Annotated in this window: 16 protein-coding genes; 10 read left to right on the forward strand and 6 right to left on the reverse strand. The window is 67.5% G+C overall.

Features of this window, described 5'->3' with window-relative positions; translation table 11 throughout:
- Position 1 precedes the first annotated feature (1 nt).
- Together DV707_RS04750 and msrB are read left to right on the forward strand one after the other, a co-directional pair.
- Positions 2-415: a hypothetical protein gene (locus DV707_RS04750; RefSeq protein WP_103990362.1), complete on the forward strand. Its 414-nt coding sequence runs from the start codon at positions 2-4 to the stop codon at positions 413-415.
- A 76-nt stretch (positions 416-491) separates the two neighbouring features.
- Entirely contained in the window at positions 492-899 is a 408-nt protein-coding gene (gene msrB / locus DV707_RS04755; RefSeq protein ID WP_103990361.1) for a peptide-methionine (R)-S-oxide reductase MsrB, read from the forward strand.
- A 60-nt stretch (positions 900-959) separates the two neighbouring features.
- Here the strand turns inward: msrB and DV707_RS04760 are convergent, their stop codons facing one another.
- Together DV707_RS04760 and DV707_RS04765 are read right to left on the reverse strand one after the other, a co-directional pair.
- Complete coding sequence (locus tag DV707_RS04760) at positions 960-1,394, reverse strand: universal stress protein (RefSeq protein ID WP_103990360.1); 435 nt, start codon at positions 1,392-1,394, stop codon at positions 960-962.
- A 130-nt stretch (positions 1,395-1,524) separates the two neighbouring features.
- Complete coding sequence (locus tag DV707_RS04765) at positions 1,525-2,511, reverse strand: response regulator (protein WP_103990359.1); 987 nt, start codon at positions 2,509-2,511, stop codon at positions 1,525-1,527.
- A 600-nt stretch (positions 2,512-3,111) separates the two neighbouring features.
- Here DV707_RS04765 and DV707_RS04770 point away from each other — a divergent pair.
- Positions 3,112-4,722 carry a spermidine synthase gene (locus DV707_RS04770; RefSeq protein WP_103990358.1) on the forward strand — a complete coding sequence of 537 codons (1,611 nt, stop codon included), beginning with the start codon at positions 3,112-3,114 and terminating at the stop codon, positions 4,720-4,722.
- A gap of 3 nt (positions 4,723-4,725) precedes the next feature.
- On the opposite strand, the gene DV707_RS04775 is transcribed toward DV707_RS04770, so the two are convergent.
- The 3 genes from DV707_RS04775 to DV707_RS04785 form a co-directional block, all read right to left on the reverse strand.
- Complete coding sequence (locus DV707_RS04775; protein ID WP_235010721.1) at positions 4,726-5,481, reverse strand: hypothetical protein; 756 nt, start codon at positions 5,479-5,481, stop codon at positions 4,726-4,728.
- Between the two features lie 233 nt (positions 5,482-5,714).
- A complete protein-coding gene (locus DV707_RS04780; protein WP_049987241.1) occupies positions 5,715-5,909 on the reverse strand; it encodes a cold-shock protein in 195 nt (64 codons plus the stop codon).
- Positions 5,910-6,163: 254 nt separating this feature from the next.
- Entirely contained in the window at positions 6,164-7,504 is a 1,341-nt protein-coding gene (locus DV707_RS04785) for an FAD-dependent oxidoreductase (protein WP_103990356.1), read from the reverse strand.
- A gap of 366 nt (positions 7,505-7,870) precedes the next feature.
- On the opposite strand from DV707_RS04785, the gene DV707_RS04790 reads away from it, so the two are divergent.
- Positions 7,871-8,041, forward strand: a complete 171-nt coding sequence (locus DV707_RS04790; RefSeq protein WP_103990355.1) for a DUF5786 family protein — start codon at positions 7,871-7,873, stop codon at positions 8,039-8,041.
- Between the two features lie 44 nt (positions 8,042-8,085).
- Here the strand turns inward: DV707_RS04790 and deoC are convergent, their stop codons facing one another.
- A complete protein-coding gene (gene deoC / locus DV707_RS04795; protein ID WP_103990354.1) occupies positions 8,086-8,727 on the reverse strand; it encodes a deoxyribose-phosphate aldolase in 642 nt (213 codons plus the stop codon).
- Positions 8,728-8,817: 90 nt separating this feature from the next.
- Here deoC and DV707_RS04800 point away from each other — a divergent pair, with 90 nt between their 5' ends.
- From DV707_RS04800 to DV707_RS04825, 6 genes are all read left to right on the forward strand, one after another.
- Positions 8,818-9,507 carry a hypothetical protein gene (locus tag DV707_RS04800; protein ID WP_103990353.1) on the forward strand — a complete coding sequence of 230 codons (690 nt, stop codon included), beginning with the start codon at positions 8,818-8,820 and terminating at the stop codon, positions 9,505-9,507.
- Positions 9,489-10,745 carry a hypothetical protein gene (locus DV707_RS04805; RefSeq protein ID WP_103990352.1) on the forward strand — a complete coding sequence of 419 codons (1,257 nt, stop codon included), beginning with the start codon at positions 9,489-9,491 and terminating at the stop codon, positions 10,743-10,745. The genes DV707_RS04800 and DV707_RS04805 overlap by 19 nt, the downstream gene beginning before the upstream one ends.
- Before the next feature lie 91 nt (positions 10,746-10,836).
- The gene (locus tag DV707_RS04810; RefSeq protein WP_103990351.1) at positions 10,837-11,685 is read left to right on the forward strand and encodes a DUF63 family protein; all 849 of its coding nucleotides are present in this window, start codon (positions 10,837-10,839) and stop codon (positions 11,683-11,685) included.
- Positions 11,686-11,814: 129 nt separating this feature from the next.
- A complete protein-coding gene (locus DV707_RS04815; RefSeq protein WP_200820839.1) occupies positions 11,815-13,002 on the forward strand; it encodes a LolA family protein in 1,188 nt (395 codons plus the stop codon).
- Between the two features lie 422 nt (positions 13,003-13,424).
- Positions 13,425-13,796 (forward strand): ArsR/SmtB family transcription factor, encoded by a 372-nt coding sequence (locus DV707_RS04820; protein ID WP_103990350.1) that lies wholly within the window; start codon positions 13,425-13,427, stop codon positions 13,794-13,796.
- A gap of 1 nt (position 13,797) precedes the next feature.
- On the forward strand, positions 13,798-14,109 hold the full coding sequence (locus DV707_RS04825; protein WP_103990349.1) for a DUF7521 family protein: 312 nt from the start codon (positions 13,798-13,800) through the stop codon (positions 14,107-14,109).
- The last annotated feature ends 98 nt before the right edge of the window (positions 14,110-14,207 follow it).

The following is a 14,207-nucleotide window of genomic DNA, read 5'->3' on the forward strand; positions in this document are numbered from 1 at the left end:
AATGTACGAACGCGCCTTCGACACCGGCTGGGACTCGCTGTCGGGCGAGGAGGCGATCCGCCGGATGTACGCGCTCGGCATCGCCACGGAGCTCGGGCACCGACTCCCGGACGAGCGCTCGCGGATCCGAGCGCTCGCGTCGAGCGCCTACGAGCGGAGCGTTCTGGACCTGGCGTTCGAGGAGGGTAAGCGGGAGGTACAGGACGTACACCCCCACCACGAGAGTGCCGAGGAGACCTGGGAGGTCCTCGTCGAGGAGTCCGATTCGCCGGCGCCCTCACCGGAGTCTCTCCAGACCGACCGCCGTCCGAACGACGTTCCCGACGCGGTCGGACAGCCGCCGCTGCTCGACGGGTACGGCATCGACGACCTCGAACGGCTCCGGCTCCCGTCGTTCCTCACGCGCGAGGAGTGAGAGCGATCGGTAGGCCTCGGAGCGATCGAGCGGGATCGGGAGAGGGGTTCTTGCCGCTCCGGTTCCAAGGAGGCGTATGGCGAAGGACACGGCCGACGAACTCCCGACGACAGACTCCGAGTGGCGCGAACGGCTCACCGACGAGGAGTACGAGATCCTGCGCGAGCGCGGCACCGAACCGAAGTTCAGCGGCGAGTACCTCGACGTCCACGAGGACGGGACGTTCAGGTGCGCCGGCTGTGGCGCCGCGCTCTTCGACAGCGAGACGAAGTTCGACTCGGGGTCGGGGTGGCCCTCCTTCTTCGACGCCGACGAGGAGGCGGTCGAGACCCGGACCGACACGCGACACGGGATGCGGCGGGTCGAGGTGCTGTGTCGGAACTGCGGCGGCCACCTGGGGCACGTCTTCGACGACGGCCCCGAGCCGACCGGCAAACGCTACTGCATCAACTCGGTCGCGTTGGAGTTCGACGCCGAGGAATGACGGGGAAGGGCTGGGGAGACTCCTTCCCGGGCCACCCTACAGGACGCCGGCGGCCCGCTCTCACTCTTCCGTCGCGAGGTTCGTCGTCAGCACCGGCGTCTGCGAGCGGGCGACGACCTTCTGGGAGACGCTGCCCATCAGGTTGTTGGTGTAGTCACCGCTGCGGGTGCCCATCGTGATGAGGTCCGCGTCGATGCTCTCTGCGTACGCGAGGATCTGATCCGCGGGGTCGCCCTCGCGGATCGCCGTCGTGACGTCGATGCCGGCCTCGCGCAGTCGCGTCGCGGCCCGGTCCGTGGCCGCCTCGCCCTCGCCTTCGAGTTCCGCGAGCACGTCGGTCTTCATCTCGTCGTGCAGGGTGAGGAAGGCCCTGTCGTCGATGACGTAGAGGACGTGGACGTCGGCCCCGCGCAGATCGGCGATGTCGGCTGCGGTCTGGACGACCGCATCCATCGAATCCGTCCCGTCCGTCGGCAGCAAGATTCTTCCGAACATATGGCTCTGTCGGACGTTTCACCTCCGGCACCCTATATCCTCCTTTCTCGTTCGGGCGATCTCACCGCGGGTTACTCGGCGTCGAACGGTCTCGCGGCGGCTACTCGACGCCGAACGGTCTCGCCGCGGGTCACTCGGCGTCGGGCGCGGGAATCGTCCCCGTCACGGACGGTGCACCCTCGACGGTCTCGCGGATCGATTCGAGTTCCCTCCGGATCTCGGAGCGGCCCAGCTCCGCCTCGCCGACGCGCTCGACGAGATCCTGCACGGCGTCTCCGACGGCGCCCAGCGCGGCGTTCCGGTCCCGTTCTTCCGTGACGTCTTCGGCGATCCCCAACACCGCCTCCGTCCCGTCCGGCCGCAGCTCCAGCGGGTACTTCACGACGCGCTCGACGCGCTCGCCGGATTCGTCGGTGACGCGCTGGTCGGTGACGACGAGCGGCTTCCCCTTCTCGAGGACGACTTCGTCCTCGGCACGAAACCGGGATACGACGTCGGGATCGTCGATGACGTCCGATTCGAGTTCGCCCTCGATCGCTTCGGGCGGACGTCCGTACCCCTCCGCGCCGGCCCGGTTGACGAAGCGATAGCGTCCCTCGCGGTCCTTGAGGAAGACGCACTGCGGGAGCCGATCGAGGACCTGCCTGAGCCGGCGTTCGCTCTGTTCGACGGTCCGTTCCGCTCTGGTTCGGGCGCACGCGTTGCGGACGCTGTTGGCCAACACGTCGAAGCGGTCGGCCTTCCCGCCCTTTCGGAGGTAGTCGGTCACACCCGCCGAGATCGACTCGCTCGCGATCTCCTCGGAGCCTTTGCCGGTGAAGAGGACGAACGGGATCTCCGAGTCCCGCTCGCGGACGGCCCGGAGCAGTTCGAGGCCGTCCATTCCGGGCATGTCGTAGTCGCTGACGACGCAGTCGACCTCGCAGACGCGTTCGAGCGCGGCGACCGGATCCGTGGCGGTCTCCACCCGAATCTCGGGGTGGTCGCCGTCGCCGTCTCGGGCCAGTCTGAGCGCGGTCAGGTCTGCGAACGCGTCGTCGTCGTCGACGTGAAGGACGTCGATCGGTCCGCCTTCGTCCCCCTCGACGAGTGCGTTCGTCCCCCCGTTCCCGTTCATATCGGTTGAAAATACACTCGCTGTGATAGGTGTTTGGCTTCGAGCGGCGGTACTGTTTAGTTAGGAGTGAAATCGGTGGGACGGATGCAGGGAAGCCCTCGGAAGCCCCCGCGTTCTCGACTCGATGCGCTCGCTGTGCTCCTCGTCGCTCACTGTGTTCGCTCCTGCGGTGCTTACGTCGCGCGTCGTCGTCGAGAACGCGGCCCCTTCCATTCCCGCCCGTCGGTGGTTTTCCGGGTGGGAGTCGCTTAATTAAACACGACCCGAACGGCCCCCGAGCGTTTATATACGAACGGGCGGCCATCCGCGCCGTGATCTGACGTACGCCCCGCGTCGGGCTACGGTTGTTCGGCACGTCGACGCGGGGACGAGGACGACGACCACTTCGCGCGGCTGTCGTCGACGCAGGGACGAGCGCGACGACCGCTTCGCGCGGCCGTCGTCGCGAGCGGGTGCCGACTGTTCGCCACTTCGCGCCGACCGTTATTCGCGGGTCGCCACTCCGCACCGACCGTCGTTCCGCCGGGGCGCGCCCGAAAATCCACCTTCGCGACCGGACGGCCGCGGCGTTGAAGTCGCTCCCGCCCCTCCCCACGAGCGATGGATTCGCGGTTCTTCCCGGAACGGTGGCCGACGCGACCCGAAACGGCCGTGTTCGTCTCCGGCGTCACGAGTATGGGCCTGGAGATCCTCGCCGGCCGGATCCTGGCCCCGGAGTTCGGCAACAGCATCTACACGTGGGGCGGCATCATCGGCGTCTTCCTCGCCGCGCTCAGCCTCGGCTACCACCGCGGCGGGAAGCGGGCGGCGACGAGCGCCTCCCACGGCCGCCTCGTCGGGGTCTTTCTGGCGACGGCGCTGTACGTCGCGGGCGTCGTCCTCCTGGGTGACCTCGTCGTCCAGTCCACCGGCGTGCTCCCGCTGCCCAGCCAGTTCGCGTCGCTGCCGGCGATCACGCTGCTCTTCGGCCCGCCGACGTACCTCCTGGGGTACGTGAGCCCCTACGCCGCGGAGCTGGCCGGCGGCGACGTCGGCGCGACCGCGGGGCACGTCTACGCCGTCGGGACCGTCGGGAGCATCGTCGGCGCGTTCGCGACGACCTACCTGCTCGTGCCGCTGCTGTCGGTGCCGCAGATCGGCCTCGTCCTCGGGCTCTCGGCAGTTCTGGCGGCCGCAGCCGTCGCCGCACCCGCCCTCGACGGAACGACCGGCATCCGCGTCGGCGTCGTCGCCCTCGCGCTCGTCGCGGCGACGGCCACGGGCGGCCTCGGGCCGGGCGTCGGCGGCGACGTCGTGCACGCGGAACAGACCGCCTACCAGGAGCTCCGCGTCGTCGACCGCGGCGACACCCGCACGCTGTACCTCGACGGGCAACCCCACAGCGCGATGGCCCTCGACGACCCGACGAGACACGTCTTCGAGTACACCCGGTACTTCCACGCCTCGATGCTCTTCGCCGACGAGACGGACGACGTCGACCGCGTCCTGTTCGTCGGCGGCGGCGGCTTCACCGGCCCGCGGATCTTCCACGAGACGTATCCGAACGTCACCGTCGACGTCGTCGAACTCGACCCCGCGGTCGTCGACGCCGCCGACGAGCACTTCGGCATCCCCGACTCGCCGCGGATGAACGTCCACGTCGGCGGCGGTCGCCAGTACCTCGCGGAGACGAACCGCACCTACGACGTGATCGTCCTCGACGCCTATCGGAAGGACACCGTGCCGTTCCAACTCACCACGGTCGAGTTCATGCGGCTGGCCGCCGAGCGTCTCGACGAGGACGGCGTCCTCGTCGCGAACCTCATCTCCGCGCCCAGCGGGCCCGCCTCGGAGTTCTACCGCGCGGAGTACAAGACGATGCGGCAGGTCTTCCCGCGCGTCTACAGCTTCCCGACCGCCGGCGGCCCGGTCGTCCAGAACATCGAGGTGATCGCGACGAAGGACGACGCGTTGCTCACCCGCGAGGAGTTGCAGGCCCGCAGCGAACGCCGCGACGTCGGTATCGACCTCTCGTCGGACCTCTCCTCGTACCGGACGGACGAGCCGACCGACGACGTCCCCGTACTCAGAGACGACCGCGCGCCCGTCGACAGCCTGCTCGACGGGGCGGTCGGACAGCGGTACGTCCGCGTCCGCGCGAACGAGACGAACGGGACAGTCGCCGGCGACCGGACGTCGCTTCGGGAGCCGCGGCTCCGCGCGACGGCGTAGCGGTCAGAACCCGAGGCCGCCCCAGCGGATGTACACCATCACCGCGACGATGCTGAGCTGCAGGACGCCCTCGACGCCGCTCAGTTTCGCATTGCGCATCCCGATCGCGCCGATGAGGTCCGCGTCGGGGTCGTCCGAGGTCATCTCCAGGTACATCCGGGCCTCGCCGGGCAGGAGCACGCCGAAGCCGAGGACGGTGAGCACGGTGACGATGCCGAGCGCGGCGAGGATCGATGCCCCCGGCATCGCGAAGGTGCCGAGGTTCGCGACCAGTGACGCCGCGCCGCCGCCGACGACGAGGGCGAACAGCGCGAGCCACCGCCAGTCGGCGAACGAGTCGAACTGGTAGCCGACCGCGAGGAGCGCTGCGCCCATCGCGACGACCGAGAACAGCCCGCCCCACGCGGCGAGGCCCGGGAGTAGCCCCATCCGCGCCGCAAGCACCATCCCGCCGAAGATGGTCGTGAAGGCGAGCGTCGGCATCAGGAACGCCATCTTCGGCGTGAACCGCTGGAAGACCGCGGCCCGCTCCTCGACGTCGAGGCCGCCGAGAACCGGCCCGAGGACCATCGCCATGAAGAGGTCGATGCCCGTCCAGAGCACGCCGGCCATCACGTGGACGTAGGTCAACTGCTCTACCGTTCCGAACAGGACGGCGGCGACGAACAGCGTGATTGGTATCAGAACCGCTCCCGCGCCGAAGACCGGGTTCGCCCTGTTCGCCATCCCCCGAATCGTCGTCCTGATAGAGACGCTCACATCGTCACTCGAACGAACGGACGATAAATATTCTATCGATTGTCACAATCGGTGACTGACAGTTCGAGCCGTGTGTCGGTTCCGGCGTGGCGACGCACCCGACCGTAGAGGACAATCCTCCCGCCGTCGCCGCTCAGTGTCGGTCCGTCTCGGACGCTCGCGGCGCTGTCGAGGTAATTCGGTGGAAAAATCGCGGATCGTACGTCGCCTAGGCGGCGACGGTCAGAACCGGATTAGACGCGGACGACGTTCGTCGCGCGGGGGCCCTTGGGGGCCTGTTCGATCTCGAATTCGATCTCCGTTCCCTCGGTGAGGTCCTCGCCGCCGACGTCTTCCATGTGGAAGAATACGTCCTCGTCCGCGTCCTCTGTCTCGATGAAACCGTAGCCGCCTGTGTCGTTGAAGAAATCAACCGTACCGTTTGCCATTGCAGATAGACGAACGCCCGAGACACGGATAAGGCTTCGGTATTCGTCTCCTCGATCCCGAATCTGCTCCACGAATGTGCTATTATCGAAGGATCTGCTGATCACTCGCGTGTACGGTCGGTTCCGAGCCGTGAGGGCGACCACCCCGACAGAAGCCGAGCGGTGTCGGACGGCGGCTCCGACGTTTCGGTCCCGCCGGCACGCGACCCCGGGGAACGGCGGCGCGGGCGTTCGACCGCGGCGTCTCTCTGCCGCTACGCGCCGCGTGGGAAGTTCTCGATCGTCTCCGCGCGGAAGGCGTCCTCGTCGAACTCGTAGTCCTCCTCGAAGAACTCCAGGATGGTCTCCGTGTCGCGCATCGCGTTCTTCAGGCTCGTCGACGCCCCCGGCGAGGGCGTGATGTTGAAGATGATGTCGTCGCCGACGATCTTCGCCTCGCCCATATCGAGGGACTTCTCGCTCGTGTCGACGATCTGCGGTCGGACGCCGCCGTAGCCCTTCGCGCGCTCGATGTCGTCGAGTTCGACGCTCGGGACGACCTTCTGGACCTCGGGGAGGAACGCCCGCGTGCCGAGTTCGGGGACGTCGTAGAGGAGGTTCGTGAGGACGTACGGGAGGAGAATGCGGTCGGCGAGGATGTTGGCGTAACTGAGGAACGAGGCGGCGTTCAGCCCGAAGACGTCGAGGAAGTCACTGACCGTCGAGACGCGCCCGCGCTCCAGCGTGGGGACGAGTTTCGCCGTGGGTCCGAAGCGGGTGATACTCCCGTCGTGGACGTCGGCGTCGCCGTGGACCGCCGCGAACGGCAGTTTCTTCATCTGGAGCGTGTAGACCTTTCCATTTAAGAGGTCGTCGGCGAGGAAGAAGCTCCCCGCGACCGGCAGCAACACCATGTCCTCGCCGTAGCCCAGTTCCTTCGCGATCTGGAGGCTGTGGGAGCCGGCGGCGACGACCGCGACCTCGCAGTCGAACGGTCCCCGTCCGGTCGTGAGCGTGTAGCCGTCGGTGTTCTTCGTGACGTCTTCGACCTTCGTGTCGGTGAACACGTCGACGTGTGCCTCCTCCCGGGCGTTCTCGACCATCGACTTCGCGGTCGCACCGTAGTCGACGACGTACCCGTCCGGGGTCTGTAACGCGAGCATCTCCACGTCGGGGTCGCGGCCCTCCACGACCTTCGGTTCGATCTCGCCGATCTCCTCGCGACCGATCGGTTCGAGTTTCGGGAACAGGTCGCCGAACCCCTCCTCGTGGTAGCGGTCTTCGAGTTTGTCGACCTCCTCCTCGCCGACGCCGAGCACCATCTTGCTGCGCTTGGCGTGCATCTCGCGGTCGGGGTCGTGGTTCTCCAGATACCCCGCGAGCAGTTCCGCGCCCGTCTTGACGCCCTCGGCCTTCTCTAAGGTGTAGTTCGTCTCGATGTCTCCGAAGTGAAGCGTCTGTGAGTTGTTGGTGTGATGGGAGTTGATCGCCGCGATCTCCGACTCCTTCTCGACCAGCGCGATCGAATCGATGTCCGTGAACTTCGCAGTGGTGTACAGAAGCGATGCCCCGCTGATGCCGCCGCCGACGATAACGAGATCGTACTTTCCAGACATAATCGATTCCTGTGGGAGTGTCTATCTCCCCGAGTGCACTCCAGCGGGATAACTCCATATTTTTCCGACCGGCGTTAAGACGATCGACGAAGTCGATTTCGACGGAATTGGCGCGTCGGCGGTAGCGTCGTATCGCTCACCGAAGGCACGCCGACGAGGGCGGATCGGCGAGTTCCTGCGAGACTCGACGGCGACGGACGACTCCGTTACGCCGCAGTCCCCGGGAGGGATCCATCGGGCCGTCGACTCACCGCCTCGCCTCGAAAACACCGCCCCGAAATGACGTCTCGACGCGTCATCCTGTCACTCTCACTCGTTGCGCCCGCACTTCGTGCGTTTCTTCTACGGCGGGTAGAATCGAGGGGTATGGGCTTTGGAAGCTACGACGAATCCGAACAGCAGGAGCAGACCACCGAGGCGGACGACAGCGAGGCGGTCAACGTCCACGAGCACGACCACGACGGCGACGTCAACGTCGAGTCCGACGTCGACACCGACGCGCTCGTCGATCGACTCGGCGAGATGCGCGAGGAGTAGCGCGCCGCTCCGTCGGACTGTCGTACGCTCGCGCGATACCCCTCTCAATCCTCCTCCGGGAACCCCTCGACGATCTCCACGCCTGACGAGGCGCCGATCCGTTCGGCGCCCGCTTCGAGCATCGCCATCGCCTCCTCGTAGGATCCGATGCCGCCGCTGGCTTTGACCGGGAGGTACGCCGCCATCAGCTCGACGTCGGCGACGGTCGCGCCGCCGTCGGCGAACCCGGTGGACGTCTTCACGAAGTCGGCGCCGGCCTCCGCGGCCGCCTCGCAGGCGCGGTGCTTCTCGTCGTCGGTCAGCAGCGCCGTCTCGATGATGACCTTCACCGGGATGGGGACCGCGGCGACGACCTCGGCGACGTCGGCCGCGACGGCGTCGTCGTCGCCGGCCTTCAGGCGCCCGACGTTGAGGACCATGTCCACCTCGTCGGCGCCGGACTGCCAGGCGTCGACGGCCTCGCCGTGTTTCGCGGCCGTCGAGTGCTGGCCGTGCGGGAACCCGACGACCGTCGCGAGCGTGACGTCGGGGGCGTACGCGGCCGCCTCGGCGACGTAACACGGCGGGATACAGGCGTTCATTCCGTGCTCCTCCGCCTCCTCGAGGACGGCCTCGACGGCGTCGAGCGTCGTCGTCGGCCCCAAGACCGTGTGATCGACACACGCGGCGAACTCCGTTCTGTTCATACCGTCTCCTGGACACCGAGCGAGAAAAATCGAGGGGTCGCAATAGTGAAGTACGACAGCCGACAACACAGCGGAGACGGCGCTCGATCAATGACACCGATATTTGGGTACGGCAGCCTGATTCTCCCGACGAGTCTGATATCCAGGTTCGAGAACGTCAATCCGACGCTCGACGACGTCTACGAGGGCAACACCGATCGGAACGTCAGGGCGAACGCCCTGGAGAAGTGGGAGAAGCGACGGGAACGCATCGTGTACGTCCCGGCGAAGATACGGGGCTTTCGTCGGTACTACTCGCTGGAGTCCGATCGGGGCGGCACGATGCTGGAGGCCGTCCGGACCGACGATCCCGACGACTGGATCAACGGCGTCCTCGTGTTCGGGCTGACCGCGGAGGAGAAGGCCCAGATCAGAGAGACGGAGAGCCCGTACGATTACACCGGCGTTCGGGACCCGGAACTGGAGTACTACGTCGATCCGGACCGCTTCGACGAGTACGACATCACCGACATTTCGGAGGTCCGGCTGTTCGCCAACAGCGCCGAGAGCGCGGACATCGCCGCCGACAAACCGCGAAACGGGACGTACCACAGCCGGATCGTCAACGGGATCATGATGATCGGCGAGATGTACGGCTCGGCGGTGGCCACGGAGTTCTACCGGGACTTCTGTGCCACGACGTACGAGACCGCCTACGACTCGACCGACGCGAGCGAGTTCAACACGGTCGCGGAGAACGACGAGCTCTCGGGTGATTCAGGGTGGACAGTGCGAGAGTAGTCTCGAAGACGATTTCGGACTTCCGGAACCACTGTTTCGAGGAGGGAGACAAGTTCTGGTACGCGGCGATCGTGCCGCAGTCGACGCTCTCGGGACTGGACGACACCGAGGAGTACGAGTACGTCGAGCTGTCCGCCCCGGAGGTGGACGAAGACGGGACGCTGGCGCAGATCATCGCGTTCAGCGACGATCACGACGTCGCGGAGTTCTCGACGGACGAGGGTCGGCCCTGGGCCTGCATCCGGACCAGGCTCCAGCGGGAGATCGGCCTCGATCCGGACGACGGCGACGACGACGAGAACATGGAGGTCGTGATCCGCGAGTGCGAGACGGAGACGCTGGAGGGGCTGAACGTCCACCGCGTCTCGGCGTGGGAGCAGGAGGACCGCGACATCACGACCCAGGGCCTCGCCGGATACATCTCCGCGGGCGATATGGACGACACGGACGCCCTAAAGCGGGGCGACGTCTGCGAGCTGATCAACCCGGAGACGGGCTCGCGGATCCAGTTGCCGATCGAAACGTACGATCACAAGAACCGGAAGGACAACACGATCAGGATCAACGGCATCACGCGGAAGCTCCTCCGCGTGGACTCGAAAGACGAGGGCGAGGACAACGAGGTCAGACTCCGGATACTCACCGAAGTCGACGAGGAGGAAGGAACCGTAGAGCGGGCCTCGAAGTGGCTCGGCCGGCGGTTCGTCGATTACAGTTACTCGAACTTCCGCGTCCTGCCGGGGTACGACCGGGACGAGGGCCGGAACGTCGTCCGGATGAACGAGGACGCGATGAAGGGGCTCGGCATCGAGGAGAACGACCGCGTCCTCTTGAGTTGGCTGCGCGACGAGAAGCGACGGCGCAACGTCCGCTGTCAGTCCGGGTGGGAGGAGGACAAAGACCTCGAACCGGAGGCCACACCGGAGAGTTCCTACGGCGAGGAGGAGTCGCTGTCCGTTCGGATTCCGAGCACCGAACGCGACAACCTGAACATCAGCGTCGGCGACAGCATTCAGATACGACGCGATATGCGGTACCAGGCCGGCAAGCAGGTGTCGCTGTCGGCGTTCGGTATCCTGGGCGTGGTCGTCGGGACCGGTCAGTTGATCAATATGGTCTTCGAACAGATTACGTTCGCCTACGTCGTCTCTTCGGTGAGCATCGTTCTCGTGCTGTCGGTGTTCACCGTCTGGCTCGTGATGAATCCGATCCGGCAGAAGTGCCGAACGCCCGAGTAGGCAGTCGAACCGACACTCCCGCTGGGTTCGCCCCGGGACGGGCGTCGGCCCGCTTCGGTACCGTTTTGCCCGCGGGTCCGGATCCGCCAGTATGGCGATACTTCCGGAGGGGTTCGCGCTGCCGCCACCGACGTACCTCGCGGCGCTCCTCGCCGCCGCCGCGGTCGTCGCGCGCGCCGCGCTCCGACGACGCCCGACGGTCACGACCGGTCGCGTCCTCGCCCTCGCGCCCTGGATGGCGCTTGGATCCGCACTGCACGTCCTCTACGTCGTCGAGGCGCTTCCCGCGCTCGCCCGCCCGCTGGCGGGCACGCCCGCCGTGTACGTCACCGTCGCGGTCGCCGCCGTCGGCGCCTGGGTCGCTCTCGACGCCGTCCTCGACGAGCGCGACGGCGACTCCGCGGGGCAGTCCCCGCGCGTCGCCCGCGCCCTCGCGCTCGGCGGCGGCGCGCTCGCGCTCGTCGCCGTCGTCCGCGTCCTCGCCGTCGGCGTGGCCGCGGGCGCGTTGTCGCCGCTCGTTCCCGCCGCCAGCGTCGTCGTCGCCGCGGTTCTCGCCGCCGCCGTCTGGTTCGCCCTCACTCGCGTCGCCCCGGAGACCCGGACCACCGGCGCGCTCGGCGCCTTCGCGGTCTTCGCACACGTCCTCGACGGCGTCTCGACGGCCGCCGGGATCGACCTGCTGGGGTTCGGCGAGCGGACGCCGCTCTCGCGGCTCATCGTCGAGTTCGCCGCCGGGCTGCCGACCGAACCGGTGCTGGGTTCGGGGTGGCTGTTCGTGCTCGTCAAGATCGCGGTCGCCTCGCTCGTGGTGTGGCTCTTCGCCGACCTCGTCGAGACGGACCCGACCGAGGCGCGGTTGCTGCTCGGGTTCGTCGCGGCCGTCGGGTTCGGGCCGGCGACCCACAACGTCCTGCTTTTCGCGATCAGCGCGCCCGGGTGAACGACGAGCAGACCGCCGAACGTCGCCGCGCCCCGCAGTGCTCGACGCCGGCCGTGGCCTCCCGTCCGAGGAACCAGCGGCATTTATTTGCGAGCGACCGCAGCGAACAGTTGTAGCACGCCCTCCCGTATGATCGACGACGCCCTCCCGCTCCGAAAGCGCACGCTCGTCGTACTGCTGCTGTGCATCGTCGCCCTCTCCGCGTTCGTCTGGATGTCGGGCGCGGCTGTGACCGACGGCGAGCCGCGGGTCAGCGCCAACGTGAGCGAACGGTACCGATCGGTCGACGCGCTCACCGCGACCCGCTCTATCGAGATCCGGACCAACGGGACGACGACCACGCGAACCGTCGCCGACGTGACGCTCGTCCCCGGGACCGACCGCGAGCGGGTCCGGTTTCGGCAAGACGGCTCACGCCGCTACGAGCGGCGCGTCTCCAACGGCTCGACGCTGTGGCTCTACGACCGCGACCGGCAGACCGTCACGACCGTCGACCTCAGCGGACCGCCGACGCGGTCGGTGCTTCCGGGGCGCCTGCAGCGACTCGTCGCGGAGGCCGGACTGACGGACTCCTCCGGACGCCCGCAGAAACCGGCGGTCGCGCCGCTCCCGGTCGTACCTCGACGCGATGGCGCACAGTTCGGCCCCGCCACCGACGGGGAGTACACCGTCCGGTACGTCGAGACGGCCTCGGTCGGCGATCGCGAGGCGCACGTCCTCAGCGTCGCTCCGCGGGGGAACCGAACGGACGCCGGGTACCGCCAGCGACTCTGGCTCGACACGGAACGCTTCTATCCGCTCCGTACGCAGACCGTCTGGACCGACGACGGAACGCGGCGGTCGGTCACGACCACCTACACGGACGTGACCTTCGACGCGTCGGTTTCGGCGGCCGCGTTCCGCCCCGACATCGACTCCGAGACGACAGTCGATCAGCTCGAATCCCCCGACACCGAGTGGTATCGTAGCGCCGATCGGCTCTCCGCGCGGAGTTCGATCGCGGTCCCGGACCCGTCGGTCCCGTCGGAGTTCTCCCTGACGTACGCCACTCGGACGACCGGGCGCGTGCGGGGCGTCGGACTCCGGTACGCCACGGACGGAAGCCGTCTCACGGTGGCGAAGTACAACTTCACCTACGCGCTCGACGAGGACGAGCGCGATCTCACGATCGGCGGTCGGCCGGCGACGCTCGACCGCGGGCCGACGACCTCGCTGTCGTGGGCGTGCGGCCGGTACCGATACACGGTCCGCGGCACGGGGGTCGAGACGGACCGACTGGTCGCGGTCGGCCGGTCGATCGGATGCCCGACCGCGTGATGCCGTCGGCCCTCTCGGATCGCCGTGACGCACTCACCCCGTCTCCGGACGCGCCCCCACCTGGAACTTCTGACTGTGAAACCGCGCCTGCCGTTATATGTCCCGCCGTCTCCTCCCGTCGAGTGCGATGGACACAGCCGACGGACGTCAGGTGTCGACCCCGCTTGCGTCGCCCTTTCGCCCGTCGTCCGCGACTCCGTCGTCACCGCGTCCCCGCTGACGCCTTCCTGTGCCCTCCTACGAGACTTCGCTTCCCGGAACCGCTACCCCCGGAGTCGATGTCCCGTCTGCGCTCGCGCGTCGAACCGATTCCGCACGGCGGACGGCGGCGGGTACCCGCTGTCTCGACGGGCGGCTCGCGGAACTTCCGGTGGAGAAATCTGTGGGGCTTTTTATTCCGCCGGGCGTCCTCCGGGCAACACGTGAGCGAGGACCCGGCGCTCGGTGACGTTCTCGACGTCCTCAGCGACGAGTACGCCCGGGCGATCCTCGCCGCAACGAGTGTCAAGCCCATGTCTGCACAGCAACTCGCCGACGAGTGCGAGATGTCCAAACCGACGGTGTACCGGCGGGTCGAACGGCTCCGAGACTACGACCTCATCGAGGAGCGCACGGCGATCCAGGACGACGGGAACCACTACAGCGTCTACGCGGCGACGCTCTCGGAACTCTCCGTCGAGTTGGACGAGGGGTCGTTCGAGGCCGACGTGACGCGACGCGAACCCGAGGCCTTCCCGGGGCAACGCGAGACAGACACCGCCGACCGCTTCGCGAAGATGTGGGAGAACCTCTGAGATGCTCCCGCTGGCTGCCGTCATCGACTGGCTGATCAACGCGTTGTCCTTCGGCTCGACGCTCGTCGGCGGATACGTCGGCTACCAGGCGTACCGGGGCTATCGCCGACACGACAGCCGGGCGATGCGAGCGCTCTCGCTCGGGCTGCTCCTTCTCACCACCGTCGCGTTCGGGATCGCGTTCGGCGGCACGCTGCTCCTCCGGGAGGGGTATCTCGGCCTGCAGTACCAGCGTCCACTGACACTCGTGACGCGGGCCCTGCAGTTCCTCGGAGTCCTCCTCATCGCGTACTCGCTTCACGCCCGGGAGTGAGCGCACGGCCCCGCGTGAATCGTCCGGGGCGTTCGCCTCGGCTGTCGACCTCGTCCCACCCGTGAACGGGCGGACTTTCGCCTCGAAACCCCGTAAAT

The sequence above is a fragment of the Halobellus limi genome (genome assembly GCF_004799685.1).
GTDB lineage: Archaea > Halobacteriota > Halobacteria > Halobacteriales > Haloferacaceae > Haloquadratum > Haloquadratum limi.

What these genes read in the sequence shown, in the direction of transcription:
- DV707_RS04750 (WP_103990362.1), top strand. Translation starts at nt 2, where the DNA reads ATGTACGAACGCGCCTTCGACACCGGCTGGGACTCGCTGTCGGGCGAG.
- msrB (WP_103990361.1), top strand. Translation starts at nt 492, where the DNA reads ATGGCGAAGGACACGGCCGACGAACTCCCGACGACAGACTCCGAGTGG.
- DV707_RS04760 (WP_103990360.1), bottom strand. Translation starts at nt 1,394, where the DNA reads ATGTTCGGAAGAATCTTGCTGCCGACGGACGGGACGGATTCGATGGAT.
- DV707_RS04765 (WP_103990359.1), bottom strand. Translation starts at nt 2,511, where the DNA reads ATGAACGGGAACGGGGGGACGAACGCACTCGTCGAGGGGGACGAAGGC.
- DV707_RS04770 (WP_103990358.1), top strand. Translation starts at nt 3,112, where the DNA reads ATGGATTCGCGGTTCTTCCCGGAACGGTGGCCGACGCGACCCGAAACG.
- DV707_RS04780 (WP_049987241.1), bottom strand. Translation starts at nt 5,909, where the DNA reads ATGGCAAACGGTACGGTTGATTTCTTCAACGACACAGGCGGCTACGGT.
- DV707_RS04785 (WP_103990356.1), bottom strand. Translation starts at nt 7,504, where the DNA reads ATGTCTGGAAAGTACGATCTCGTTATCGTCGGCGGCGGCATCAGCGGG.
- DV707_RS04790 (WP_103990355.1), top strand. Translation starts at nt 7,871, where the DNA reads ATGGGCTTTGGAAGCTACGACGAATCCGAACAGCAGGAGCAGACCACC.
- deoC (WP_103990354.1), bottom strand. Translation starts at nt 8,727, where the DNA reads ATGAACAGAACGGAGTTCGCCGCGTGTGTCGATCACACGGTCTTGGGG.
- DV707_RS04800 (WP_103990353.1), top strand. Translation starts at nt 8,818, where the DNA reads ATGACACCGATATTTGGGTACGGCAGCCTGATTCTCCCGACGAGTCTG.
- DV707_RS04810 (WP_103990351.1), top strand. Translation starts at nt 10,837, where the DNA reads ATGGCGATACTTCCGGAGGGGTTCGCGCTGCCGCCACCGACGTACCTC.
- DV707_RS04815 (WP_200820839.1), top strand. Translation starts at nt 11,815, where the DNA reads ATGATCGACGACGCCCTCCCGCTCCGAAAGCGCACGCTCGTCGTACTG.
- DV707_RS04825 (WP_103990349.1), top strand. Translation starts at nt 13,798, where the DNA reads ATGCTCCCGCTGGCTGCCGTCATCGACTGGCTGATCAACGCGTTGTCC.